Below are 23,200 nucleotides of genomic sequence, written 5' to 3'. Positions count from 1 at the left end.
GGAAATACGGGTGACGTGATGGCTGGAAGCAAGTGGCTCTGGGGCGGTGCGGGCATTCTTTCCCTGCTTGCTCACGCGGGCGCGGCTGCAATCCTCACTATGGCGCCGCAACCGCCGGAGGAAGAGGCGCTGGTTGCCGGCGGCGTCGTCGCCGAGGTGGCGATGCTCGGCAATGGCGCATTCGAGGCGGTCGAATCGGGCAAGCCCGACGACACGATCACGCCCGAGACCATCCAGCCCGAGGTCACGGAGCCCGAGCCGCAGGAAGTGGCCGAAATCCAGCCGACGGAAGTCACGCCCGAGACAAGCGAGATCGCGCCCGTCGAGCCGATCGTTTCCCAGCCGGTCGAGGAAATGATCGTTCCCTCAGCGGAGGTCGAGATCGCGGCCGTGCCGATTCCGGAGATCAAGCCGGAAATCGAGCCCGAGCGCGAGATCAAGCCGGTTCCCGAGGTTAAGAAGGAAAAGCCGGCCAAGAAGGTGGAGCGCAAGAAGCCCAAGCAGAAGGTCGTGCGCAAGGCCGGCGAGGACGGCAAGGCCCGGGAAAATGCGACCCGCGGCGAGGTGGATGGTTCCGCCGATGTGACGGCGGGCGCTGTCGGCGGCCAGAAGAAGGGCAACTCGTCGATGGCCGGCAACGCCGCCGTCAGCAACTACCCCGGCAAGGTGCGCAGCAAGATCAACCGCGCCAAGCGACGCGTGTCGGGCGGCGATCGCGGCAGCGTCGTGGTGAGCTTCACCGTGGGGGCCGGCGGTCAGGCGAGCGGCGTCAGGGTTGCGCGCAGTTCCGGCAGCGGCGCGCTGGACAATGCGGCCGTGGAGGCCGTGATGCGTGCTGCTCCCTTCGCGAAGATTCCCGAGGCGGCCGGGCGTTCGTCCTGGGCGTTTACGGTCCCGATCGTCTTCAACTGACGCTGTTATTCCGCCGTCCTGCGACAGGCGGGATTCTTTTGCCATAAAATATGAGTTTTATGGTCATGTTTATACTTTACTATGAAAATCAAGTTTTGTAGGTTGCGTCCGACTGAGGCTCTGCAGCGGCAGAGTACCAAAGGGGATGTTGCATGAACGGAATGACTGCGGGGCGTATGGAATCGATCCTGAAGGCGAAGATTGCCGAGCGTGACCGGCGTATCGCCGACCTGGAACGCCAGCTGGCCGCGCTCAGGAAGCAGATGGCGGCAGCAGGGGACGCGGTTGCCCCGGCAGTGGTGGATGCCACGGTGCAGGCCGAGGTGAAGGCGCCGCATAGCGTGGAAGTGACCACCATCAAGCGCAGGACGGGTGAAGCGGAGAGGAAAGCCATGCGTGAGAAGAACAGGCAGAAGCATCAGGCCCGCCGGGACGTCGAGACCGACCAGAAGTCCGACGGCAAGGCCGAACTGAAGGGGCGCAGTTTCCTGTATGTCGGCGGCCGCGATTGCCAGGTCGCGCATCTCAGACAGATCGCAAGCTCCTACGGCGCCAACCTCATCCATCATGACGGCGGTCTGCGCGAGGCGGTTTCCCGCATCGACAATGTACTGCCCTCGGTCGACTGCGTGTTCTGCCCCATCGACTGTATCAGCCACGATGCCTGCATCCGCGTGAAGACGGGCTGCAAGAAGTGGGAGAAGGCCTTCGTGCCGCTGCGCAACGGCAGCAAATCCTCCTTCGAGCGCGCCTTGCAGAGCATGAGCCAGGGAGACAACGTGCAGTGAGTGACGAGAGACCCGAGCCCTTCATGATGATCGGCCTTCACAAGCTCGCTGCCCAGAATGGCGACGGCCTCGTGCCGGAACTCTACGAATGGATGGCGAACCGGGCGGAGATGCTTGAGAGCGACAATGTGACGGCGTTCCCCTTCCGGAATGTCCGTCCCGTCCGCGCAGCCGGTTTCGAGGGCCAACCTGGTCTTGATGCGCGCAACGACAATGTCGTAGCTTTCCCCGTGCCGCATCGCCTGCGGCTGGAAAAGCACTGAGAGGTCCCGCATGTTCGTCGCCATGAACCGCTTTCGCATCGCCGTCGGCCACGAGGAGGCTTTCGAGACTATCTGGAAGGGCCGAGAATCCAGCCTTGCCGAAATGCCCGGCTTCAAGACCTTTCACCTGTTGCGCGGCGATACCGATGCGGAGGAAGGTTATACGCTGTTTGCCTCTCATACCGTGTGGGCGAGCAAGGACGACTTTGTTGCCTGGACGAAATCGGAGAATTTCCGGCAGGCCCACAAGAACGCCGGTGACAACAGGGCCATGTATCTCGGCCCGCCGAAATTTGAAGGTTTCACCGCCGTCGTCGGCGCCTGAGGTGACCTTTATCAGCGTCAATTCACGATGGCCCGGTGTTACGACGCCGGGCCTTTCTCCTTGGCGGACGAGTGCTATCAGGCGTTGTTGTGCGGCAGGAAGGCGCCCAGCGCCACGGCGAGCCACCCCGCCATCATGATGACGCCACCGGTGGGCGCGGACATCGGAAACAGCCCGTGGCCTGCGAAATGGCGCATGACGAGATCGCCCGCGAAAAGCGCGGTCCCGACAATCATCAGAAGGGCGGCAACCGGCGCGGTGCGCACGGACCCCCAGGCGCCGTAGAGCGCGATCAGTGCGGGCGCATGCGCGAGACACATGGCCGACGCGCCCGCCATCAGGCGCGGATCGCTGCCATGGGAGGCGGCGGCCGCCGCCACGATGCCGGTGAGGCCCATGAGGCCGGCGATCAGAAGACTCGTCGAGCGAAACGAAAACGACATTGGTTCAATCCCGGGTTCAATCCTGGTTCTGCATGTGGTGGGCGAGGCGCGTTACCGGTTCGAGAATGATTTTCCGCAGGCCCTCGCTCGGCACTGTTTCCTCCAGCGCCTGCACGAAACAGAGCAGCCATTCGTCGCGCTCCGCCGGGCCGATCGCCGCATCGAAATGCCGGCGGCGCAGCATCGGATGCCCGCGCTTTTCGGTATAGAGCGGCGGGCCGCCAAGCCAGCCCGTCAGGTATTCGTAGAGCTTTTCCTCGCTGCCGGTGAGGTCCGCCGGGTGGATGGCCCTGCACCGCGCAGCTTCCGGCAAGGTATCCATCAACTGGTAGAAACGACGCGTCAGCGCGCGCACGCCGCCGTCACCGCCGACCGCCTCGTAAAGGGTGATCGTCTCTCGTCCCTGACCGTCGGGTTCGTCCGTCATGGTGCTCTTCCGTTTGGTCGGTCTTAGCGCCTGCTCGCGGGGCTGACAATGGCGGCGCGATGCCTGCGACGAAGCGCGCGTCAGCGCGACCGTACAGGCTTTATTGACAAAAAACCGTCCAGACGGTATGTTTTCTCATGAGCAAGGCACATCATCGAAAGAAGCATCCCGAGGCCGTCCGCCGGCAGGTGCTGGCGGTGGCGGCGCGTCTGTCGCTGGAAAAGGGGCCGGCGAGCGTGACGCTCGATGCAGTCTCCCAGGCCGCAGGCGTCAGCAAGGGCGGCCTGCTGCATCATTTCCCCAACAAGCTTTCGCTGCTCGATGGCCTGTTCGACGATGTGACACAGAACCTCGATCGGGTCCTGGCCGAGCGGATGAAGGTCGATCCGGAGCCGAAGGGCCGGTTCACGCGCGCCTATATCGCCGCCTTCTTCCAGCCGGAAGGGCTGGAGGATGGCGAGAGGTGGAAGGTGCTGACCGTTGCGCTGATTTCCGAGCCGCATCTGCGCGACCGTTGGCGGGAATGGTTCGACCGGCATCTTGTCGAGAATGTCGGTACGGACTCGTCACTCGATGCCACGCTTGCCCGCTACGCGGTGGACGGCCTGTGGCTCGACGACCTGCTCGGCGTGTCGGTCATAGACACTGCGATGCGGGCGACCCTGTTGAAGCGGCTGCTGGATATGTCCCGCCTCTGATCTTCTGTTGGCGCCTGCGCGCCGGAGCAAAGCCATGAACCCCGCCATCGTCTACGCCGTCCTCGTGGTCGCCATCGTTTTCGAGGTGCTCGGCACCTCCGCCATGCAGGCCGCGCAGCATTTCACCCGCCTCGTTCCCACCATGGCGATGGTCGTCTGCTACGCCATCGCCTTCTTCTTCCTGTCCTGGAGCCTGCGCTATGTGCCCGTGGGTATCGCCTACGCAATCTGGAGCGGTCTCGGCATCGTTCTGATCTCGCTCGTCGGCTATTTTTTCTTCGGCCAGAAGCTCGATCCGGCGGCCCTTGTCGGCCTCAGTCTGATCATTGCCGGCGTTCTTGTGCTGAACCTTTTCTCCAAGTCGACATTCCACTGAAGGATACCGGAATCCGCAGGGCATCCCGCTTGCAAAGAATCGGGACTGGTTCTAACGATTCGGGAAAATTGAAAGCGGTTTCAATTTTGGCTTCAGAGGAACGACACATGGCGATACGCACCATTGTATGGGGTGAAAACATCCACGAGCAGACGAACGAGATCGTACGCTCGATCTATCCCGACGGCATGCACAACACGATCGCCGACGCGCTCAACAGGGATGCCGCCATTGAAGCCACGACGGCCACGCTTCAGGAGTCGGAACACGGCCTCAGCGAACAGCGCCTTGCCGAGACGGACGTGCTTCTTTGGTGGGGCCACAAGGACCACGGTGCCGTCGATGATGCGGTGGTGGAGCGTGTGGCCAGGCGCGTCTGGGAGGGCATGGGGCTGCTCGTCCTTCACTCCGGCCATTTTTCGAAGATCTTCAAGCGGCTGATGGGCACGCCCTGCGCGCTGAAATGGCGCGAGGCGGGCGAGCGCGAGCGCCTGTGGGTGATCAATCCGCGTCACCCTATCGCCGAGGGGCTGGGCGAAAACTTCGTCCTGGAAAACGAGGAGATGTATGGCGAGCAGTTTTCGGTGCCGGAACCGCTCGAAACGGTCTTCATCTCGTGGTTTGCTGGCGGGGAGGTCTTCCGCTCGGGCATGACCTGGCGGCGCGGCGCCGGCAACATCTTCTACTTCCGCCCCGGCCACGAGACCTATCCGACCTATCACGACGCCACCGTGCAGAAGGTGCTCGTCAACGGCGTCAAGTGGGCCTTCAATCCGCAAGGCACCTATGCGGCCATCCACGATGCGCCGAACGTGCCGGTCGAACAGGCGCTGGAGCCGATCGAGGAACGCGGACCCAAACTGCATGAAGCCGGCGAAGCCGGATATCGTTGAGGTTTCCATGCGTCTTCTCATTCTCGGAACCGGCGGCATGGCAAAGGCCCATGCCCAGCATTTCGCCGCAATCCCAGGCGTCACCCTCGTCGGTGCCGTCGATGTGGATCCCTCGCGGGCAAAAGCGTTTGCCGATATGCACGACATTCCCAATGTCTTTACTTCGCTGGACGATGCCATCGCATGGAACGGCTTCGATGCCGCAACCAATGTGACGCCGGACCGGGCGCACCACCCGACCACCCTGGCGCTGCTGGCCGCCGGCAAGCATGTCATGTGCGAAAAGCCGCTGGCCGAGACCTACGCCAAGGCCGACGAGATGGCGCGTGTCGCCGAGGCATCGGGCCTCGTCACCATGGTCAACCTCACCTACCGCAACGTCGCGCCGCTCCAGGTGGCGCGGACGATGGTTCTGGCCGGCGAGATCGGCCATGTCCGCCATGTCGAGGCCTCCTATCTTCAGAGCTGGCTGGTCTCGAAGGCCTGGGGCAACTGGGCCACGGAGAGCCAGTGGCTCTGGCGCCTTTCCACGCGCCACGGTTCCAACGGCGTGCTCGGCGATGTCGGCATCCACATTCTCGACTTCGCGAGCTACGGTGCCGCGAGCGATGTGGAGCATGTGTTTGCCCGGATGAAGGCTTTCGACAAGGCGCCGGACAACCGCATCGGCGAATATGATCTCGATGCCAATGACAGCTTCACCATGACCGTCGATTTCGCGAACGGTGCGCTCGGCGTCATCCATGCCAGCCGCTGGGCGACGGGCCACCTCAACGAGTTGCGCCTGCGCATGCATGGCGACAGGGGCGCGCTCGAGGTGGTGCACTCGACGGAAGGATCAAGGTTGCGCGGCTGCCTGGGCGAGGATGTCGAGAAGGCCATCTGGCGCGATATCGATGCGGGCACCGTCCTCACCAACTATCAGCGCTTTGCCGCCGCGGTTGAAGCGCGCACCATGATCGAGCCGGGTTTCCGCCACGCCGCGGACCTCCAGAAAGTGCTCGATCTTGCCATGGAAACCGAGAGGGAGCGGCGCGAACTCGCGGTGTGATCTCAGGCCGGGGTAGGGCGCGTGGAGTCGCGCACGATAAGCTCGACCGGCCAGACCTCCTGCAACGCCTCCGGTGGTTCACCTTGCAGCAGCCGCAGCGCCATGTCGCCGATACGCTCGCCGGCCGCACGCATCGGCGATTGCGTGGTCGTGACGGCCGGCACGAGGTTATCGGGGCTGAGATAGGGAAAGACGTCGTCATGGGCGATGATCGCGATATCGGTTCCGGGCGAGAGCCCCGCGATGCGTATGGCCCGCATGGCACCGAGCGCCGACATCATGGAGCCCGCAATGACCGCGGTCGGCGGGGCGGACAGGGCGAGAAAGCCCTGCGTGAGGCGGAAGCCGGTTTCGTCGGTGAACTCGCCACGGCTCATCAGCGCGGGGTCGGGCGTCAGGCCATGCTCTTCCAGCGCCGTGCGATAGCCGTCCTCCCGGTCGCGGGCGTAGGTGCTTGCCGTATTGCCGTTGATGAGAGCGATGCGGCGATGGCCAAGCCCGGCAAGATACCGCGTCGCCTCTGCGATAGCCCCGAAATTGTCTATGTCGAGAAAGGCAAAGGGCTTTTCCGCCTCGCTTCTCCCGTGCACGACGAAGGGAAGACCGAGCGCCTGGAGCAGCGCGATGCGCTCGTCTTTGCAGGCCGGCGTATGGAGGATCACCGCGTCGACCCGCTTGCTGGCGGCAAGCCGCCGGTAGGCCGCCATTTCCTCTTCTTCCGTCTCGACGGTCGAGACGAGGATATCGATGCCGTCCCGTTGCAGGCGCGTCGACAGCCCGCCCATGAGTTCGCTTGAATGCGGGCCGAAGCGTCCGCCGCCCTGGAACACGATGCCGATGGCGCCGGCCCGGCCCGTCGCAAGGCGTTGCGCGCTGATGTTCGGCCGGTAGCCCAGCTTCTCGGCGGCCTCCAGCACGCGCGCGCGCGTTTCGGGCCGCACTTCCGGATAGCCGCTCATCGCCCGGCTTATCGTCGTCGCTGACAGTCCGATGCGGCTGGCGAATTCCTTGAGGTTCATGCGGATCTCGGTTGCTTGGGTGAGGGGTCTTTATGGACGCTGCGGCGGCGCGCGACAAGCATGCAACCCGATCCAACGGCGTGCCTTTCCAGGTTGTGGAACGCGCTTGATCTTTGTTAAAAACAGGTTAAAATCTCAGTATTAGCGAGAAAGTTGCATTCCAAGGTGTCTCGCCTTCGGATGAATTGATTTAGACGGCAGGCCGGGGGCGCGGCGTGCCGAGCGGTTTTCGTGTGCGCCGAAAAGCATGCTGCGATACATGCGGGGGACAGGCATGCAGGCTGACGCAGGACAGCCGGCGGCGTCGGGTACGCTTGCGCGGTCGGACAGTATGGGGGCGTGGGGCGCCTGGTTGGGGGGTCGGCAACGGACCGGCGGGAGGGCTGACTGTCCCGCCGGTCCTGTCGTTTACATGCACAGCGAGACGGGGCGACGCCCGGCCTATCTGCACGTGCTGGAACGGCTTTTCGGTGCGCGTCGCGGGCATGTGCGCGATCTCTTCCTGTCACGGGCGGCGGTGATTTTCCTCGCGGTCGAGGAGACATTCCTTCTCTATGTCCTGGTCGCCCTTGTTCGCGCCCTGGCCGGCCGGCGGACCGTTGGGCTGTTGTTGCGGCCCATGCCGATTGCCGTTTCCCCGCGCCTGCGCTGTCGCTTTCGGCGCATGGTGCTGCGCGCGATGAAGCGCTGTCGAACGGTGCGCACGCTCACGATCGTGCCGTTCAATGTCTTTCCGGCCTTCTCGACGATCGCAGACGACTGGATATACGACTTCCAGCTCTGGGATGTGACGGAAGAGGAGCGTGAGGCGGTGGAGCAGCTGCGTCGGGAACGCCGGCCAGGAAACCGCTTCGTGATGACGGCGCTAGGCACACAAAGCCGGGGCAAGGGTTTCGATCTCTTTTCAGACGCCATCGCGCGCTTTTCCGTCCTGCGGAAGCGCTTCACCTTTCTGGCCTGTGGCAAAGTCTCGCCTGATATCGCCGAATACGCCCTGGTGTTGGAAGAGGCCGGCGGTGTCGCGGTGGATCGTGCGCTGTCGCATGCCGAACTGCTGGGCGCCTACGCGGCGAGCGATGCGATCTGGTGCTTCTATCCGCGCGCCGGCGATCATGCCAGCGGCATCCTGGGACGGGCCGTGCAGCTCGGCATACCCGTGGTGGTGCGGCAGGGTTCGCTTGCCCACCGTCTGTGCACGGTGGAAAACCTTCTGCACATCGCCGTCGCGCCGGAACAGATCATCGAACGCCTGACCGGTCCCCTGCCACCGCAAAATATTGCCTGGGGGCGTTACGCGGCGCGACGGTTCGCCCAAAGAAGCGAGGCGACGCTCAGAGAAGCATTCGGCATGGCACCGGAGCCGGCGGCAAAAACTGCCGATGCCAGCCAAGGAGCCTCTCCGGCAATATCTTCGTCACGAGATCCGACGACCACCACCGCCGCGTTTCAAGAGCCGCCCTGACAAACGGCCGGTTGATCAGGGCCGGCCGGCAATCATCCGCTCAAGCAAGGCGTCGTCGCTCAGCATCGGTCGTCGGGTGCGATGTTCGGCATAGGCTGTCCCCTTCTGGCAGATGGTGTTGTGTACTGTCGGTCCGCATCGGCAATCAGCGACCGCGGTCCGCCATCGACGGCGTTCAGGCGAAATAATCGACGATGCTCTATGCCGGCGGCGCGTATCAGCGCAAGTGGGGCAAGGGCCGTGCTACATTTCGCGTTGCGATAGATAATCGCGCTCATCGTTCTCTCCCAACGCTATAAGCACACCACATACTCGGCGCGTGCCGACGGTCAGGCCAAAAGCCCCCTTCGATCTGTGCCGTCTTGCATGTTCAGCCCCCTGTCAGTTGTTTGTCCGATCCTACTGTGACGATCAGCGGGAAGAAAGTCATGCACGCTTTTTTCAAATGGACTGGGATTTCCGTTTCCGTCGTGGTTTCGGCACTGGGTATCTACCTTCTGGCGATCCAGCTGACGGGCAACTTCGCTGTTGTCGTGCCGGGCGAGCTCTATCGGTCGAACCAGCCGACCTCCGCCCGGCTGCAAGACTACGCGATACGTTACGAGATCCGCACGGTTGTTAATCTGCGCGGCCGTGACGATAGGGCAGGGTGGTACAGGGAGGAAGCCGCAGCCGCCCGGCGGCTCGGGATCGAGCTCATCGACTTTCCTATGCAGGCCGACCGCCGCATCGATGCCAAAACAGCCACCGAACTCGCCGCCATCCTGCGCGATGCGCCACGCCCGATCCTCATCCATTGCCGCTCCGGCGCGGACCGGACAGGCCTCGCATCCGTCATCTATCTTTCGCGTGTAGCCCGAGCAGACGAGGAAACCGCCGAACGCCAACTGTCCCTCCGTTACGGCCACATCGCCATCCCCTTCCTGTCGCCGACTTATGCAATGGACGAAAGCTGGGAAGACTTCGAGCGAACGTTCTGACCGGCCCCGGCGGCGCAAACGGCGGCATTTGAGAGCGGAGTTTTCCGCTGAAATCTTTGGAAATATTGGCGCACCCGACAGGATTCGAACCTGTGACCTTTGGAATCGGAATTGGTTATCCATGGTTCTAAGCTGTTGTTTTATATGATGCGGGCTTAAAACTGGACTAGAACTGCGCTACCTTGCGCTCCTCTGCGGTCGCGGGGAAATTAGCTCAGTGGAGAAAATTTTAGCACGGCAAATCCGCGTCATCGGAATTGGTTATCTATGGTTTTAAGTTGTTGTTTTATATGAAGTGCGCTCAAAACTGGACTAGAACTGCGCTACCTTGCGCTCCTCTGCGGCCGAGGGGAAATTAGCTCAGTGCAGAAAATTTTAGCACGGCAAATCCGCGTTATCGGAATTGGGAGACTGGAGTTATAAGCTATCGTAGTAGTAGCAGTGGTAAACGCAATGTGCTGGTATTGTGCTGATCCTGAAATGCCGCTGGTCAATTCAACATTGTTAAAGCCGAAATTTATCCGGATCGTTGGCTGGCGCTTTTGCTCCCGCAAAAAATTATTCTATCGTATTTGCGCTAAAAGCGTTCTTTCTATTGGAAATTTGAATGAAACGTGAGGCCGAGAATTGGGAACACTACGAACGTATGATTGCTCGCCTCATGGCAGATCAGATCGACACGTCGTTGTGCGTTACACCTAATGCCCGAGTTATTGGTAAGATTAGCGGGCGCAGCCGGCAGATCGACGTGTTGATTGATGCTCGGCATGATACGGATGACAGCCGTAGGATCATCGTGGACGCCAAGCGACGAAAGCGCAAAATTGATGTTACTGATGTCGAGGCATTCCGCGGCATGATGGATGACGTAGGCGCGACGCACGGCTATCTAGTCTGCCCCACAGGGTATACCGCCGCCGCGGAAAAGCGGGCGCAAATGGCGGTCACGATCTGCTTAGTTCCACTCGATCATATCAAAAATTTCAATCCGTCCACCTGGCCAGCTTGCCAAAATCCGGCCTGCGAGCGAGGGCGTATTTTTTGGGACGGATATCCCGAGTTATCAATGGTACTCCAGCCCATCACTGCAGAGACAAACTCATCTCCTATCGTTAAGCGGTTTGTGCATCATGTTGGCAAATGCGACCGCTGCGGCAGATTTCACGTACAATGCAACACGTGTGGAGATATATTATCGACTCCAGAAGATGATGAAAACGACATCGGACATCAATGCAGTTGCCGCATGCCTTGGTTTTGGCTGGCTTCGGTAGAGGAGGGCGATGATGGCGCGAAGTCAGCAGAGTTGCATTGGTGCCAACTCAGAGGGGTTGTTACGGTTGATAGAAGGCCGTACCGCCGCTGATGCAAGAGAACCTAAGGGTACCCAGCTCTGTTTACCGCCCTCGCTCAAATTACGTAAGCAGCTTAGAACGGATAATTTCCCTAATATCGCTATATTCGCGATCTTCCCTCTTCATATAGATGTGGACTGCTCGATGACAGTTCGGGCAGAGAAGCGCAAAATCCGCCGCTGTTACGGTCCGTTTTGCGGTAAATGTCGAGATCGGCGTCTTATGGTGAGCCTCGATATAGCTTACGCCGTAGCGAGATGAGAAATCCTCATCGCAAATTTCACAAACAGACGGCGTTTTTCTTTTCAGTGTGCTGACAATCGCCCTGTTTCTTTCTGCCATGAGATGCGTGACGTATCTAAGGCCACCCTCAACAAATTCGCTACGCTCAGCTGCAGCTTCAAGTCTTACGTAAGTGTCTTGTCGTTGCAGCGTGACATGCATCTCATCGATTTCAGTTACCGAAAATTGTCCTTCAAAACGCCATCCCTCCTTTGCCTCTGTGAAAAGCAAAATCGGGTAGGCGAACTCAGGCTGTGATATGAGTACTCTATTCGCCAATTCGAAATGGGAAATAGCCGAGTTTCTGGCCTTAAATGAATAACGATACGTATTCAGATCATCGTCAAGCCAGCCGTCATGCTGATATGATCCAGGTCTTGTCTTAATGATAACGCCTTGAATATGGGGCGCCGCGCCAATCCAATTTATACCTTGCTGCGGCGTGTTGCCTATAGCAAAATTGGCGCCCGCCCAGAAAGGCGAGCCTTCGACTTTCGAATATTGGATAAGGTCGAAAAGGTTGCGCTTTGAGACTGTTTCCCCAACCGAGATTCGGAAAACGTCTTTCGGTTTCTGCAGCAGCATCATGTCTTCGCGCCAATCACCATTCGATGGCATCTAACTGAGATGTTCCGGCTGACGAGCCGACGGCCATCCGTACAATCTGGCCGCTATCTCAAACCGCATAGTCCAGGCCAACCCTAGTGAGATTCGCGCCCAGTTTTTGTATCAGATTTAGGGCGTATTCGTATCTAAGCTGAGAAACGATTTTCGCTTCTTCCGGTTGATGAATTATGCCGTCCTTGCTTGTCTTGAGGCGTGCTATCTGCGCCTTGAAAACATCCCCATCCTTGGTGATCTTACCTTTGTCCATGGAAAGGAAGAATCTCCATGTGGGAGCGACGGTTTTCTCTCCATCTTTGTCATCTCCACTATAAATGCTAAAAGGCGTAACCTTCCCATCTATGTTGATAAACAACAAATTGTTGGAGTTGATCTGCGGTCCAGTGGGATGCCCGTTTCTCTTGTAAAGCTTCATCGCGACAAAGGATCGTACCGCGCGCTCTTCGTCGGATTCTATTCCCACCACGTTGTTGTCTGGGTACATATCGCAAGCGGGTGATGCACAAACCCAATAATCACCGTCAAGCTGCAAGACATGCCCGCAGGTCAGATGCCAGCCGCCCGTCTTCTTCGTTGAAACGTACCCGTTATAGTGCCTTATCGCCAATTCGTTCTCGGCCTTATTATTAAGATCGATACCGTAGTGCTTTAAATAGGTCCCATCATCAGAATCCACTATCGAAATCCCAAATGCTCGGATTTCGTCTTTAATCTCCGTCGTCAATTGCTCAATGTGCCTATCAACGTGCTCGTCGATAAGGCTCATTCTCTCTTCCTGTGTGCCCTTGGAGATTCTTTCGTAAAACTTCGCATAGACATGGCGATTTGAGAGCGCTCTATCCTCAACAATGACACCGTGCTCATCGATTTGGCTTCGGAACTTGGCGGAGAGGAGGCGAGAAGGCGAAGGCTGCCAGGCCACAAGCGCCTGCTTCAATACGCCAATAAGGTCCGGCTCGTCTTTCTTCGCAAATGACATAAAGCCGCTATCAGTTCGCACCCACAAGCAGTTGTGGTCACTCGACCAGGAAAGCTCGCGATGTTGTTGTTCCGCAAGTTGTCCCGCGTGGCGCGTCTCAAAATTTCTCATAGCCCATAGCAAAAGCTTAGGAATATCGCCTTTATTGCAACCAAGCTTGTCTAAGGCTTCTTTGAACCCAACGAACGGAGCGGTGCCATTCATAACGAGGCCGAGCGCCTTCATGCCGGTCTTGGCGTGCCGCGTATAGAAATACTGTTCTATTCCGAATGCATCCTCTAGTGCCTTAAGGATATTCTCTTCCGGGTTTTCTCCGTCATAAGCTTTGATTCTCGCCGCGGATTCATCAATCTGGGGCTGTTTGTCTTTGAGGTGAGCGCATGGCGCGAGTAATGACAGAACCATCTCATTGAATGGCACTGCGAGATCATCTGCCTTTGTATGTATTACTACGAGATTAAAGTGGCGATTTTCAAGTAAAGCATGAGCTATCGACCGAGATTTCTTTCCGTCTCCCTTGTCGCCATTCAGCTGGTAATCCAGGATAAGCATATCCGATTGGTGAAGATGCGATGCTAGAACGTCCTCATCCGTGTCAGATGCTTTCGCCCCATCATATATGTCGATCATAAGCCCAGGCTTTTTCTGCCTGAACTTTTTGATAAGCTCCAAAACAGGACCTGGCTCCTTAAGCCAAGACTTTGATTCCGGGTTGGGCGTTGCTACAGTCTCACAAATTCCTACCAAGCTCTTGCGATCAAGGATTTCTTCCCAAGTAGGGTAGTCGTCATCAATGATTAGAACTGACCTGATCGGATCGATGAAAGCTTCTTGAACGAGCGCGGTATACGCAGCTTCAGTTGTCATATTCCGCACCTTTGAAGTCGATCACAAAATTTGCCCCACTCTGAAGCTGATACCGTTTCTCGTCGGCATACTGGATTTGGTGCCCTCCAGCCGCCAAATTCATTCTGCAGAGATATAAGCCGATTCCATTCCCGCCGCCCAAACGCCTTGTGAAAAATAACCGGAAAAGTTGCGCAGAATCTACCGAGTCAACGCCAGGACCATTATCCGAAACGACAACCCGCTTATTTTCTACGCCGAGCTGAACGCGACCGGCCGAAGTTCTGGCAGATGCAACCCAATAGAGACTGTTGTTCACGAGGTTGATAAAGACCGGAAGAATTCGTGAGGGCTGCTCAAATATTTTAAATTTTCGAAAGGCGTCAGTTGCTTCTAACGTAATTGAATCACGACTAAGTGTCTTCCGGAAAAACTCTATCAGATAGTCTTCTATCTCGGCCCCGCTGATGAACCGCTGCGTCTTTTTCCCCGAAACTTTCAAAGGGGAAAGAAAGTCTAAATGCCTAGCGAGCCCTTCAAGTCCTGTGCGCATGCCTTGAGTGACTTGAGGTTCGATTTTGTGCGCCTCGAGAAAATTTATCCCTTGCCGAATCATTTGATCGTAGGATTTCAGCTCGTGACCAAGGATCTCTACCGTGATGCCAAGTTGGGCCAACTGATTGACTCTGTTCAACTCTTCTCTCAAGTCATAGTTGTCATTTATTCCCTGAGTGGCAATTAGGTGCAAATCCACGTTGTCACGCAGAAGCTCCAGCGCCGCAATGTATCCCTCAAATATATCCGAATTTTCATCCGCGATCTGCTGCCGCCAAGTCTCCAGTAGGTTGCTAGAGTAGTTTAAATCTACTTCTCCGCTTTTCAGTCTCTCCACGAGAGGCATTGCCATAGAGTGAAATTGTTTGCTTCGTTCCGCGAAAATAGCATCAATTCTCTCTTTCTCGCCACTCTGCAGCTTCTCTATTTCTGCCTTCCATCGACGGAGAGCGGCCTGCAACTGTCCTGCATTTCGCTGCATCTGCTGCGTAAGGATTTCTTCCGGACGGGGAGGTTTGATCGTAGTTATTGCTTCAGCGATGCGATTGTTCATTTCCGACAACCGGCTTTGGCTTCGCTCCATATAAGATCGGAAAAGCCGATAGTCTTCTTCCAAAGTCCCAAGAGGGCTTGGTGCTCCAGGCAAACGAAAGCTAGTCAAGGTTTCCCTGAGGCTCTCCAGCCTTTTTTGAGCGGAGACAAGTTCTTCGCCATTTCTGATACTTAGGTTTCCTAACTCCGATGCAACCTCGCTTTCGAATTCGGGGATTGATTTAAGATGACGCTCCAGCAGCCCGCCAAATTTCTTGCGGTTTAGCTTGCTTAGATTTTTACGCTCTTGCTCAGCTCGAGTTTTAAGGTTTTTGCTTTTTATCTCTTCTAGCTCTTGAGCGCGGATATCCGACGCCTGACCAAAGAACTGGTATGCACTGGTTCGCAGCACGTTAATGATGATCGTTTTTACGGCTTTGGCGGCGCGATTATCGATGAAGCCTTCTCGGCCTGCTTTGTCTTTTAAGTTCGGATTATTTTCGCGAGTAATAGCGATCCGACCGAACATGCGTCGCGCGTTCCAAAACTCGCGGCCCGCGCTGATGCTGCGCCTTTGCTCGATTTCGAAGAAATCATTATCGACGCGGCCGTATGGTAGAACGCGCAAGCCGTTCCTAAACACCATAAAGCCTCCATAGCGATCTGCCAGACTTTCGTAATGCGCCCATTGATCATCAGTATGGGTGCTGTTTAATCTGGTCCTCTCATATGTCGCTACATAAATGTCGACGGGGCCGATGCGGGTATTCGGCCCGTTCGGAACTGTAAAATCCTTAGGCGGCGGAACGACGTAGTCCTGACCGATTTTGCGCCATTCTCCGAACGCCTTGATCTGACCTCTGAAGAAGCCATCGTCATCGACCGTGCCTTCGATGACGTGTTCCATCACATCCGTATCTGCACGGCTGTAAATTTCGTTTCCGTTGACAATACTTCTGACGCCCGTCTCGTCCCAAACTTTCACGGCATATGTGAAGTCAGGGGCTACAGCATTCACCTCATGGCCACTCGAATCTGCCAGAGGGTCTACAAATGCCGAAAGTGTCCGAAAGAATTGGTTGCGTATCCCCGGTATTGCGCCGTCTGAAGGGACACTGGGAAGCTGCGCTTTCAAATCGAAATTTATATTCGACATGAACATTGCGGTCCCGTGATCAGATGTCCCCGACCAAACCTGCCACTGCCTGAAATGTTCGGTGCTGAACCTAGTGTTTATAATCGTTTCTGCAATTGTTTTGGATGGAGCTACCGCATCCTTATCTTCTGAGATGACAAGGTCATCATAGGCAGCCCAAGCTTGCTCAAGGCGCAGTCTCCGACGATCATCGCTTCCGCCCCAAACATTTTCAACAAGCCTGTCGAAAAGTGCCGGCAGCAAGTCGACAAGATCTTCCTTTGCCACGAAAGAAGTGACCGGGACCTCAATATCATTTAGAACTAAGAAGGGATTTTCGAAAATTCGCCAATCGATTAGAGCGGCAACAAAATCTTGGTCTTTTCGTTTAGAGACAAGCAGAAGTAGCGGGCCGAGATTGGCCGACGACAATCTGCCAATACCTTTCTGCCCCTGTTTCGTTCGTTCCGGAAGTCCATCCCTATCTGCTTCTACGTTCCGGCGGGGATCGTATTTCGACTCGGTTCCGACCACTAACCAACGGTCTAGAAATTCATCGTAATTCATGCCGTGACCATCGTCATAGATGGCGGCAACCGGTTCACTGGAATCGAAAATATGTAATTCTACCGAACGAGCATATGCATCATAAGCGTTTTTCCATAGCTCAGAGACTGCTGTGGGGCAGTCGGCAATTTGCTCACGTCCAAGATGGTCGACAGTACGAGCTTGAGTGCGGAACGCGACAGCTTCAATCATGCAGGTATCAATTCGGCTTTTCGCTGATCCACCGGACGTTCTTCGTCAGTTGGGCTGAGCAGTTTTGAAATATGTCTTAGAAGCGTTTCGCCCATTTTCACCGGCACGGCGTTGCCTATTTGCTTTCCCGCAGCCATCAGTCCACCGACAAAAATAAAACTATCCGGAAACGTTTGAATTCTCGCCGCTTGTCTCGCAGTTATGCCGTGATCTTGATTCGGATGTACGAAGCGCCCCTTCGACGGATTGATGCAAGCAGTTGTCATCGTAGGAGCTGGGAATGCCGGATCAATTCGCCCATAAACATCGCGGTGACCGTTATGCTCCATATGGCATGGTAAGATCCGTCCCGAATCCTTGCGGCTGCCGCCGTTGTGAGGGGTCTTCGCAAAGACATCTACCATCGCTTGCGAATGTTGCATGTGCACATCATTGATGTCACCCGGTTCGGCTGGTAGGAAAACGCTCGCACAGGAAACCCAAGGCCTAAGCGTTGGGTTCACAAGGCGTTCTTTTTCCGACCCATGAGAGGGTGCGGGCGGCCATTGGAAATTCGAGCGATCCACGTTTTTGTCGACACCGAGTACAAACACACGCCTACGTCTCTGTGGCAATCCGTAGTCCCTTGCGTCCAATACAATCGGATCAAACAGATGATAGCCTGCATCTCGGCCTTCCTGGTAAAATTGTTCCAGGTATTCCCGATGTCTGTCCCATAGAATTCCTGGGACATTCTCCATTAGAAATACACGCGGTCGAAATTCTCGGACGTAGTCGAAATAACGGTGTATTAGCTTATTTCGCGGATCATTTACCCCGGCGTCGTTTATGCGATGAGCAGAAAAGCCCTGGCAAGGTGGACCTCCAAGCAACACATCACAACCACTCTGCCCCGAGAAATGCTTTTCACGAAGTTCCTTTGGGCACAGGTGCGATATGTCTTTTTCGTATAGCGTTGGTGGATTTATAGCTTCCGCTTTACAGAAGTTCGTGCGATAGGTTTCGGCCGCCCACTTGTCGAATTCCACGGCAACGATTACGGACATTTCTGCCTGCTGAGCGGCGAGGGAAAGCCCTCCTGCTCCCGCGAAGAGATCTGCGACTCGATGGCGTTTGGCTATGTTATTGTTCATAAATGATTTTCGCTGTTGACAGCCTACCTTATCGTTCACCCGTTGACTATACGTAAAATGACCCTTGGTTGAATACAGAAACCGATTTGTCTACAAAAAAGAACGCTACTTTGCCGGTTTTTGTGACTGTAGCGACATTATGAGATTTTCAGTGGCGGACTTGAGTTCGCATTGCCAAACAACGAAAACCGTCCAACCTCTCTCTCTAAGCAAATTGATGTTCCTCGCGTCGCGATCGACATTGTTTTGCAATTTTGCATCCCAAAATTGTTGATTACTTGTCGGCGGTCTTCCACGCGAGCAGTCGTGCCCGTGCCAGAAACACCCATGCACGAAAACGACGGTTTGAAATTTCCTTAGGACGATGTCGGGTTTGCCCGGCAGTTCTCGGCTATGTAAACGAAAGCGAAAACCGCACCGATGGAGTGACGAGCGGACATAGAGCTCGGGTGCAGTGTTTTTGCTATCGATCCGAGACATGACGTCCGAACGCTTTTCTTTGGAAAACTTATCCGCCATTCAAGTGCCTCCGAGGTTATGAAATGCCGACGGAACATCGGATATTCAAGAAGGCGGACGAGGAACGGCGCATAGTTGTTGCGATTCCAGCATTGGAATCGCCGGACGCCATGCGAGCCTCATTCCTAAGAAAACACACATTCTCTTAGGTTCACGGCTCCACACGCCGTAATGCTTTGCGCCCGTTGAGCAAGCGCCCGCCCTTTTTGACCGCCTGCACCGCTATATGGAGACACTCTAGAATGTCGGCGCGGGAATTGAACAGGCGCCTCATGTTTTTAAAGGGCAGAACCGAAATTAGTGGGGTTTAGCTTGACATGCGTCGGATAAACAATATCTGGGCGGATATTATTCTCGCTCTGCATGTCTACTTCTGAACCGAATACCATCGATGACCGAGAGAAGTTTGATACCAATAGTGTTTCCGTCGTCGGTGGTTACGATTTCACCGTAGCCGATCAGGCGGTCCCCGACTCTGATTTCGAGACTTTCGCCAAAACTCTTATCAAGTTTGATGACCTCGCCAGGCGGAAACTTCAGCATCCTTGCGACGGGAACGTGCGCTCTTCCAAGTAAAACTTCAATTGGAATTGGTATGTCGGCAACTCGTTCATGCCACTCGCTTTCCGTAAATTCCGATGAATCAATATTATTCATTTTTCTTCCCGCAGCATGCGTTATTTTCCAAAGGCTATAATATATTTGAATCTATATTATCTTGTTGCGTTTGAGTCCGATACACATTTCCATTTGGAAGCATATCTCCGCTTGTTATGTAGTAGATATATTGATCGTATATCATCAAGCCACGCCCATGTTTCTCAAAAACAATCCGGAAATCGGTCGTGTCCGATTCCCTAGGCGCTCATCGGTAACATAAAGAACGGCACGGAAACGCTGCCTTTCGTGAGGTTCTGATGAAGCAAGCTCGGGTTTTGACGCACGCCGAATTCAAGCGGCTGCTGGCTGTGGTCGCGCAGACGAAGCATGCAGGCAGGAACAGGCTGGCGCTCATGCTGTCGCATCTGGCAGGCCTGCGCGTTGGCGAGATCGCCGCGCTGACCGTGCGCGATGTCATCGATAATGAAGGCAAGGCACGCGAGCAGCTACGCTTGAGTGCGGAAGTAACCAAGGGCGGGCATGCGCGTGTCGTATTCCTGAACGACAAGCTGCGCCGGGAAATCGAAAGGCATCGGGGCGAATGGCCGGAGGAACGGCATGCCGATACACCGTTGCTGCTGACACAGAAGCGAACGGCGTTTTCCGCGAACACACTCTGCCAATTGATGGGACAGCTTTACAGGAGCGCTGGCCTCGACGGAGCGACCTCCCATAGCGGTCGCCGCTGGTTCATCACCCGGCTCGCCCATTCCGGCGTCAGCCCGAAGGTCATCATGACGCTGGCCGGTCATCGCAACCTGACGACCACCCAACGCTATATCGACGTGCGCGACGAGATGATGAAAGCTGCCGTCGAGCTGTTGTAGCCGAGTTGTCGTGAAACACGACAAGTCAATAATTACGGCATTGCCACGCGGCGGCGTGACAGCCAGCCGGCGAGCTTCTGCCGGATTGTGGGACCGGACGCGGACCTTTCCGGCTGCGCAAGTATCTTGATCGTGTCATCCATCGACAATGCCCGGTGGTGTGCAATCCAGTCGACGAGATCATTGCGGTGATCCTGATCGCGTCGGCGCTGGTCGCATTGTTCGGATAGAATGAAGATTGCGACAATGTCGGCCTCGATATCTGCCGTCAGTTGGCCGCTAAGAAACGACATGACCTCCTCCGGCACCTGCCGGTCTCGGGCGCTCATTGATGTGAGATAGCTTGGCCCCTTGCCGAGCATCCGCGTGGAGAATTCGGCTTTGCTCTGCACAAGCCCGACCTGCTGCATCCGCTCACAGACTGCTTCTAGAAACTCGATATCGCTGACCATCGTTGCCCTCTTTCAAAACCTGCGGTTCCAACCCGTTTGATGCGGGGTTCTGCTGCTGACCGCTAAATAGCTGAGATATTTATAAGAATGGCGCTGCTGATGGAGCAGCGAGGAGGACGGCATGGAACATAACAATAAAGAACAACGTCTGCGTCTCCGGGACGCATACCTGAAACTCGGACTGCAAATGCAGCCGAATGCCTTTGTGACCCTGACGACGAACGACACCGCGAAGACCGATCCCCGCGAGAAGAAGGATCAGGAGAAGGGGCCGCCCAAGGTGCTGACGTGGAGATATCAGGGCGAACCGAAGATTTCGGAGATGTCGAAGACATTGGATATGACGCGCCTGATCGGCGAATACCTTGCCATGATGGACAGGGCGTTGCTCGGCCGGAAGTGGAGCCAGGTTTCACCTGATCAGCGCACGGACGGTCTTTTCATTATCGAGCATACGAAGACGAATATTCACGCTCACGGGCTTCTGCGCTTTCCGGCTGCGAAGAGCCACGATCTTGAAGTCCTGACGTTGCTGAAGTGGAACCGATTGACGCGATCCGGTGACACGAATTTTCAATCGATCTACGATTTGGATCGTGTGGCCGAGTACTGCACGAAAGAAATGAACAGCGTGCAGTTCAGCCCGGATCAGGTCGTGCTCGCCCGGCAGTTCATGGCTGCCTGACAAATACGGTCGCAATGACATCACCCTGGCCTCGCCGGTGATCACTCGTGCGCACGGATTGACATAGCGATTGCTGCTCTCCCAGAGAGCGGCAGTTGAAAACCATGAGTACACGACAAGGTTCAAGAGAACCAAGAACGTCTTCGCAATGACTGTGCAGAGCCTGATACGATCGAAGACGACAACAGATGCTCAGACATCGACACCATCAAACATCCCACCGAATGATCCGTCCGGATCGAAACTCTCCCCGAACATCGCATATGGCTTTGCCAATGACGCAGAGCGAAACTATCGACTACAATGGATTAGCAAGAAATTCATCGCAATCTCGGCCATGACCAGCATTTCCCCTCACAACGGCAACTCTCTTTTCCCCGCTCATACACAGGTTCCCGCCGTTCAGCGCCTACGCGCCGTTTTTCGCGACGATGTCGTTCCGCTGAGCACCGTCGCGGCCATCGATCTGTTCGAGCGGTTATGGGCGCTGCACGAAACCGCCCGCCTCGATCATTTTCTGCGTCAGAAAGCCCCGATGCGCCGGTATGGAAAGGGACGCGGGCCTTTCCGCAAGGTGCTGCCTGCGCATATACCGTTGTGCGGCTTCAGCTTGCAGCAATTGGCCCTTATCAAGCTCTATTGGCCCGAACCCTGGCCGATCCCTGACCGGATCGAACGATCTCCTGCGCGGTTGGTCAGAGGCGCCGCCATCATCCGCAAAGCCCTCTATGATTTCCTCGACGATGGAATGTTTCCACGCGAGCGCGCCATCAAACAGGAACTGGAACGACGGTTCGGTGCGCCAGTTGCCAGCCCGGTGGAGCCGGATGCGTTCGCGTTGATGATGCGCGGGTCGGCACAGGAGCGGTTTGAGGGGATCAACCACTATTATGAGCAGAAGCGCAAGAAGGGGCCCGCATTTGCTGCGGGGCCGTTTCAGCAACGGTTCAAGGAGTGGCGTGCGACACCGTCTTACGATGCCTGCGCCGTCCTGAGAAACGTCGAACGCGAATTGGCGAACCCACGATACTTTTCGCCTGTCGATATTCAGAAGCTCGAACAGCGGTATAGCGTGGCATCTTTGCCAGCTTTTTCCACCTTGAAGGCAATCCAGTCACGCACCGCCAGACTGGCCGTTTGCATCGAGGCCGCCGTGCAGATTGGGACGAACAGTAAGCACCTTCGCCTGGATCTGAATTTGGCGCAGCAGGTTGCGCGCAAATACAACGCGTTTCTCATGTCCGAAACCGGGCCTCAAAAATCCACATCATCTAAGGAGTTGAAAATAAAGACATATCTCCGATACCTCCCAAAATAATACTCGATGATGATTTTGCGGGTCCAGGCGATCTTCTGGCTGTCAATCAAGACATACAGGAGAAACAAATGTCTGAAACTACACAGGAAAACATTGCGGCTGAAACCTCGGCGGCTCCGTGCAGCCTGGCCGAACAGATGCGGGCTGAAACGAGCCTGAAGTCCAAGGTCACCACGCTTCGCACCGCCCGTCAGGCGTGGGAGGCTGGCGAGGTTGCAGCGAGCAACCGCCGCAAATACGAAATCCTTGCCGAGACCTACCGGCTGTTGCTGTCCTCGACGCCAGATGAGCTGCGCGAGGTTGCGACCCTTTTCGACATCAGCATGAATGCGGCCACGCCCGCCGCCTCGATTGCCGTCAAGATCGTTTTCGGTGATACGGATCGCCGCCGCGCAAGTTCGCTCGGCAAGGTTCTCGAAGCTGCGCAGGCGAAGAAGAAGACGCCCGAAGACCTGGTCCAGTGGATCAAGGATGAAGGCGGCGTCGAGAACATCCGTCTCCAGAAGGCGAAGTCGTCGGACAAGAAGCCGGCCGAAATCGGCAAGGCGAAACTGCGCAAGCAGCTTAAGCCGGCTTTCGTCATCCCGGCTGCTCAGGCTGCCGAAATGAAGGATGGCGCCGATGGCTTCCTCGTCCATATCAGCCGGCGCAACCCGGATAGCGGCCACGATGTTCTGTTCACGCTGAACACGGATGCGGTTCTCAACGCTGTTTTCGCTGCCATCGCGAAGACCAGCGAGAGCGAAGACGCCGAGGCACCGGAAAGCGAGAGCAAGACGCGATCCATCGAGGTCAGCGGCGTTACGGCGACCGGCCTCAAGGCTGCGATGGAAGACGCCGTCCAGGCGTGACCTTACGGGGGTGGCTCAGGGCCACCCCACAATTCCCGAACATGGAGATTAC

The 23,200-nt window shown here is 56.4% G+C and carries 26 protein-coding genes; 15 read left to right on the top strand and 11 right to left on the bottom strand.

Features of this window, described 5'->3' with window-relative positions; all coding sequences use genetic code 11:
* Positions 1–18: 18 nt before the first annotated feature.
* From GR158_RS03185 to GR158_RS03170, 4 genes are all read left to right on the top strand, one after another.
* Positions 19–912, top strand: coding sequence for an energy transducer TonB (locus GR158_RS03185; RefSeq protein WP_160869911.1), 894 nt, complete (start codon positions 19–21; stop codon positions 910–912).
* 392 nt (positions 913–1,304) lie between these two features.
* Positions 1,305–1,700: a DUF2325 domain-containing protein gene (locus tag GR158_RS03180; RefSeq protein ID WP_230640014.1), complete on the top strand. Its 396-nt coding sequence runs from the start codon at positions 1,305–1,307 to the stop codon at positions 1,698–1,700.
* Positions 1,701–1,723: 23 nt separating this feature from the next.
* On the top strand, positions 1,724–1,963 hold the full coding sequence (locus GR158_RS03175) for a hypothetical protein (RefSeq protein WP_202402139.1): 240 nt from the start codon (positions 1,724–1,726) through the stop codon (positions 1,961–1,963).
* Positions 1,964–1,973: 10 nt separating this feature from the next.
* The gene (locus tag GR158_RS03170; RefSeq protein ID WP_134652397.1) at positions 1,974–2,288 is read left to right on the top strand and encodes an antibiotic biosynthesis monooxygenase; all 315 of its coding nucleotides are present in this window, start codon (positions 1,974–1,976) and stop codon (positions 2,286–2,288) included.
* A gap of 77 nt (positions 2,289–2,365) precedes the next feature.
* Here the strand turns inward: GR158_RS03170 and GR158_RS03165 are convergent, their stop codons facing one another.
* Together GR158_RS03165 and GR158_RS03160 are read right to left on the bottom strand one after the other, a co-directional pair.
* Complete coding sequence (locus GR158_RS03165; protein ID WP_160869907.1) at positions 2,366–2,731, bottom strand: DUF423 domain-containing protein; 366 nt, start codon at positions 2,729–2,731, stop codon at positions 2,366–2,368.
* Between the two features lie 16 nt (positions 2,732–2,747).
* Entirely contained in the window at positions 2,748–3,158 is a 411-nt protein-coding gene (locus GR158_RS03160) for a group II truncated hemoglobin (protein WP_160869905.1), read from the bottom strand.
* 137 nt (positions 3,159–3,295) lie between these two features.
* Here GR158_RS03160 and GR158_RS03155 point away from each other — a divergent pair, with 137 nt between their 5' ends.
* The 4 genes from GR158_RS03155 (at position 3,296) to GR158_RS03140 (ending at position 6,176) form a co-directional block, all read left to right on the top strand.
* Positions 3,296–3,856, top strand: a complete 561-nt coding sequence (locus tag GR158_RS03155) for a TetR/AcrR family transcriptional regulator (RefSeq protein ID WP_160869903.1) — start codon at positions 3,296–3,298, stop codon at positions 3,854–3,856.
* Between the two features lie 34 nt (positions 3,857–3,890).
* On the top strand, positions 3,891–4,232 hold the full coding sequence (locus GR158_RS03150; protein WP_160869901.1) for a multidrug efflux SMR transporter: 342 nt from the start codon (positions 3,891–3,893) through the stop codon (positions 4,230–4,232).
* A 107-nt stretch (positions 4,233–4,339) separates the two neighbouring features.
* A complete protein-coding gene (locus tag GR158_RS03145) occupies positions 4,340–5,125 on the top strand; it encodes a ThuA domain-containing protein (protein ID WP_160869899.1) in 786 nt (261 codons plus the stop codon).
* A 7-nt stretch (positions 5,126–5,132) separates the two neighbouring features.
* Positions 5,133–6,176, top strand: a complete 1,044-nt coding sequence (locus GR158_RS03140; protein ID WP_160869897.1) for a Gfo/Idh/MocA family protein — start codon at positions 5,133–5,135, stop codon at positions 6,174–6,176.
* Positions 6,177–6,178: 2 nt separating this feature from the next.
* On the opposite strand, the gene GR158_RS03135 is transcribed toward GR158_RS03140, so the two are convergent.
* The gene (locus GR158_RS03135; protein WP_160869895.1) at positions 6,179–7,195 is read right to left on the bottom strand and encodes a substrate-binding domain-containing protein; all 1,017 of its coding nucleotides are present in this window, start codon (positions 7,193–7,195) and stop codon (positions 6,179–6,181) included.
* 274 nt (positions 7,196–7,469) lie between these two features.
* Between GR158_RS03135 and GR158_RS03130 the strand changes: the two genes are divergently transcribed.
* Positions 7,470–8,657: a glycosyltransferase family 4 protein gene (locus GR158_RS03130; RefSeq protein ID WP_160869893.1), complete on the top strand. Its 1,188-nt coding sequence runs from the start codon at positions 7,470–7,472 to the stop codon at positions 8,655–8,657.
* Positions 8,658–8,716: 59 nt separating this feature from the next.
* On the opposite strand, the gene GR158_RS03125 is transcribed toward GR158_RS03130, so the two are convergent.
* A complete protein-coding gene (locus GR158_RS03125) occupies positions 8,717–8,935 on the bottom strand; it encodes a hypothetical protein (protein WP_160869891.1) in 219 nt (72 codons plus the stop codon).
* A 150-nt stretch (positions 8,936–9,085) separates the two neighbouring features.
* Between GR158_RS03125 and GR158_RS03120 the strand changes: the two genes are divergently transcribed.
* Together GR158_RS03120 and GR158_RS03115 are read left to right on the top strand one after the other, a co-directional pair.
* Complete coding sequence (locus GR158_RS03120) at positions 9,086–9,637, top strand: dual specificity protein phosphatase family protein (RefSeq protein ID WP_160869889.1); 552 nt, start codon at positions 9,086–9,088, stop codon at positions 9,635–9,637.
* A gap of 607 nt (positions 9,638–10,244) precedes the next feature.
* Positions 10,245–11,003 (top strand): restriction endonuclease, encoded by a 759-nt coding sequence (locus GR158_RS03115; RefSeq protein ID WP_160869887.1) that lies wholly within the window; start codon positions 10,245–10,247, stop codon positions 11,001–11,003.
* Between the two features lie 49 nt (positions 11,004–11,052).
* Here the strand turns inward: GR158_RS03115 and GR158_RS03110 are convergent, their stop codons facing one another.
* The 6 genes from GR158_RS03110 to GR158_RS03085 form a co-directional block, all read right to left on the bottom strand.
* The gene (locus tag GR158_RS03110) at positions 11,053–11,862 is read right to left on the bottom strand and encodes an HNH endonuclease (protein ID WP_202402123.1); all 810 of its coding nucleotides are present in this window, start codon (positions 11,860–11,862) and stop codon (positions 11,053–11,055) included.
* A gap of 88 nt (positions 11,863–11,950) precedes the next feature.
* The gene (locus tag GR158_RS03105) at positions 11,951–13,744 is read right to left on the bottom strand and encodes a response regulator receiver domain (RefSeq protein ID WP_160869885.1); all 1,794 of its coding nucleotides are present in this window, start codon (positions 13,742–13,744) and stop codon (positions 11,951–11,953) included.
* Positions 13,734–16,703, bottom strand: a complete 2,970-nt coding sequence (locus tag GR158_RS03100; RefSeq protein ID WP_160869883.1) for an ATP-binding protein — start codon at positions 16,701–16,703, stop codon at positions 13,734–13,736. Before GR158_RS03100 ends, GR158_RS03105 begins: the two co-directional genes overlap by 11 nt.
* Positions 16,700–17,836 carry a DNA cytosine methyltransferase gene (locus GR158_RS03095; protein ID WP_160869881.1) on the bottom strand — a complete coding sequence of 379 codons (1,137 nt, stop codon included), beginning with the start codon at positions 17,834–17,836 and terminating at the stop codon, positions 16,700–16,702. Before GR158_RS03095 ends, GR158_RS03100 begins: the two co-directional genes overlap by 4 nt.
* A gap of 105 nt (positions 17,837–17,941) precedes the next feature.
* Positions 17,942–18,355: a very short patch repair endonuclease gene (locus GR158_RS03090; protein ID WP_160869879.1), complete on the bottom strand. Its 414-nt coding sequence runs from the start codon at positions 18,353–18,355 to the stop codon at positions 17,942–17,944.
* 348 nt (positions 18,356–18,703) lie between these two features.
* On the bottom strand, positions 18,704–19,012 hold the full coding sequence (locus GR158_RS03085) for a FliM/FliN family flagellar motor switch protein (RefSeq protein WP_160869878.1): 309 nt from the start codon (positions 19,010–19,012) through the stop codon (positions 18,704–18,706).
* 260 nt (positions 19,013–19,272) lie between these two features.
* On the opposite strand from GR158_RS03085, the gene GR158_RS03080 reads away from it, so the two are divergent.
* Complete coding sequence (locus GR158_RS03080) at positions 19,273–19,842, top strand: site-specific integrase (protein ID WP_160869876.1); 570 nt, start codon at positions 19,273–19,275, stop codon at positions 19,840–19,842.
* Between the two features lie 32 nt (positions 19,843–19,874).
* On the opposite strand, the gene GR158_RS03075 is transcribed toward GR158_RS03080, so the two are convergent.
* The gene (locus GR158_RS03075; protein ID WP_160869874.1) at positions 19,875–20,294 is read right to left on the bottom strand and encodes a DUF6626 family protein; all 420 of its coding nucleotides are present in this window, start codon (positions 20,292–20,294) and stop codon (positions 19,875–19,877) included.
* A gap of 121 nt (positions 20,295–20,415) precedes the next feature.
* Here GR158_RS03075 and GR158_RS03070 point away from each other — a divergent pair, with 121 nt between their 5' ends.
* The 3 genes from GR158_RS03070 to GR158_RS03060 all read left to right on the top strand — a co-directional run bounded on the left by GR158_RS03070 (position 20,416) and on the right by GR158_RS03060 (position 23,148).
* On the top strand, positions 20,416–20,979 hold the full coding sequence (locus GR158_RS03070) for a hypothetical protein (RefSeq protein ID WP_160869872.1): 564 nt from the start codon (positions 20,416–20,418) through the stop codon (positions 20,977–20,979).
* A 148-nt stretch (positions 20,980–21,127) separates the two neighbouring features.
* Positions 21,128–22,297 (top strand): hypothetical protein, encoded by a 1,170-nt coding sequence (locus tag GR158_RS03065; RefSeq protein WP_160869870.1) that lies wholly within the window; start codon positions 21,128–21,130, stop codon positions 22,295–22,297.
* 68 nt (positions 22,298–22,365) lie between these two features.
* Positions 22,366–23,148 carry a hypothetical protein gene (locus GR158_RS03060; protein WP_160869868.1) on the top strand — a complete coding sequence of 261 codons (783 nt, stop codon included), beginning with the start codon at positions 22,366–22,368 and terminating at the stop codon, positions 23,146–23,148.
* Positions 23,149–23,200: the final 52 nt, after the last annotated feature.

The organism is Shinella sp. AETb1-6 (genome assembly GCF_009826875.1).
GTDB classification, from domain to species: domain Bacteria; phylum Pseudomonadota; class Alphaproteobacteria; order Rhizobiales; family Rhizobiaceae; genus Shinella; species Shinella sumterensis.
Note: the sequence above shows the minus strand (reverse complement) of the source record. Positions and strands in the feature narration are given on the sequence as shown.

Excerpts from the sequence above, each read along its gene's own strand:
- GR158_RS03185 (WP_160869911.1), top strand. The coding sequence starts at position 19 with ATGGCTGGAAGCAAGTGGCTCTGGGGCGGTGCGGGCATTCTTTCCCTG.
- GR158_RS03180 (WP_230640014.1), top strand. The coding sequence starts at position 1,305 with ATGCGTGAGAAGAACAGGCAGAAGCATCAGGCCCGCCGGGACGTCGAG.
- GR158_RS03175 (WP_202402139.1), top strand. The coding sequence starts at position 1,724 with ATGATGATCGGCCTTCACAAGCTCGCTGCCCAGAATGGCGACGGCCTC.
- GR158_RS03170 (WP_134652397.1), top strand. The coding sequence starts at position 1,974 with ATGTTCGTCGCCATGAACCGCTTTCGCATCGCCGTCGGCCACGAGGAG.
- GR158_RS03165 (WP_160869907.1), bottom strand. The coding sequence starts at position 2,731 with ATGTCGTTTTCGTTTCGCTCGACGAGTCTTCTGATCGCCGGCCTCATG.
- GR158_RS03160 (WP_160869905.1), bottom strand. The coding sequence starts at position 3,158 with ATGACGGACGAACCCGACGGTCAGGGACGAGAGACGATCACCCTTTAC.
- GR158_RS03155 (WP_160869903.1), top strand. The coding sequence starts at position 3,296 with ATGAGCAAGGCACATCATCGAAAGAAGCATCCCGAGGCCGTCCGCCGG.
- GR158_RS03150 (WP_160869901.1), top strand. The coding sequence starts at position 3,891 with ATGAACCCCGCCATCGTCTACGCCGTCCTCGTGGTCGCCATCGTTTTC.
- GR158_RS03145 (WP_160869899.1), top strand. The coding sequence starts at position 4,340 with ATGGCGATACGCACCATTGTATGGGGTGAAAACATCCACGAGCAGACG.
- GR158_RS03140 (WP_160869897.1), top strand. The coding sequence starts at position 5,133 with ATGCGTCTTCTCATTCTCGGAACCGGCGGCATGGCAAAGGCCCATGCC.
- GR158_RS03135 (WP_160869895.1), bottom strand. The coding sequence starts at position 7,195 with ATGAACCTCAAGGAATTCGCCAGCCGCATCGGACTGTCAGCGACGACG.
- GR158_RS03130 (WP_160869893.1), top strand. The coding sequence starts at position 7,470 with ATGCAGGCTGACGCAGGACAGCCGGCGGCGTCGGGTACGCTTGCGCGG.
- GR158_RS03125 (WP_160869891.1), bottom strand. The coding sequence starts at position 8,935 with ATGAGCGCGATTATCTATCGCAACGCGAAATGTAGCACGGCCCTTGCC.
- GR158_RS03120 (WP_160869889.1), top strand. The coding sequence starts at position 9,086 with ATGCACGCTTTTTTCAAATGGACTGGGATTTCCGTTTCCGTCGTGGTT.
- GR158_RS03115 (WP_160869887.1), top strand. The coding sequence starts at position 10,245 with ATGAAACGTGAGGCCGAGAATTGGGAACACTACGAACGTATGATTGCT.
- GR158_RS03110 (WP_202402123.1), bottom strand. The coding sequence starts at position 11,862 with ATGATGCTGCTGCAGAAACCGAAAGACGTTTTCCGAATCTCGGTTGGG.
- GR158_RS03105 (WP_160869885.1), bottom strand. The coding sequence starts at position 13,744 with ATGACAACTGAAGCTGCGTATACCGCGCTCGTTCAAGAAGCTTTCATC.
- GR158_RS03100 (WP_160869883.1), bottom strand. The coding sequence starts at position 16,703 with ATGATTGAAGCTGTCGCGTTCCGCACTCAAGCTCGTACTGTCGACCAT.
- GR158_RS03095 (WP_160869881.1), bottom strand. The coding sequence starts at position 17,836 with ATGAACAATAACATAGCCAAACGCCATCGAGTCGCAGATCTCTTCGCG.
- GR158_RS03090 (WP_160869879.1), bottom strand. The coding sequence starts at position 18,355 with ATGGCGGATAAGTTTTCCAAAGAAAAGCGTTCGGACGTCATGTCTCGG.
- GR158_RS03085 (WP_160869878.1), bottom strand. The coding sequence starts at position 19,012 with ATGAATAATATTGATTCATCGGAATTTACGGAAAGCGAGTGGCATGAA.
- GR158_RS03080 (WP_160869876.1), top strand. The coding sequence starts at position 19,273 with ATGAAGCAAGCTCGGGTTTTGACGCACGCCGAATTCAAGCGGCTGCTG.
- GR158_RS03075 (WP_160869874.1), bottom strand. The coding sequence starts at position 20,294 with ATGGTCAGCGATATCGAGTTTCTAGAAGCAGTCTGTGAGCGGATGCAG.
- GR158_RS03070 (WP_160869872.1), top strand. The coding sequence starts at position 20,416 with ATGGAACATAACAATAAAGAACAACGTCTGCGTCTCCGGGACGCATAC.
- GR158_RS03065 (WP_160869870.1), top strand. The coding sequence starts at position 21,128 with ATGACTGTGCAGAGCCTGATACGATCGAAGACGACAACAGATGCTCAG.
- GR158_RS03060 (WP_160869868.1), top strand. The coding sequence starts at position 22,366 with ATGTCTGAAACTACACAGGAAAACATTGCGGCTGAAACCTCGGCGGCT.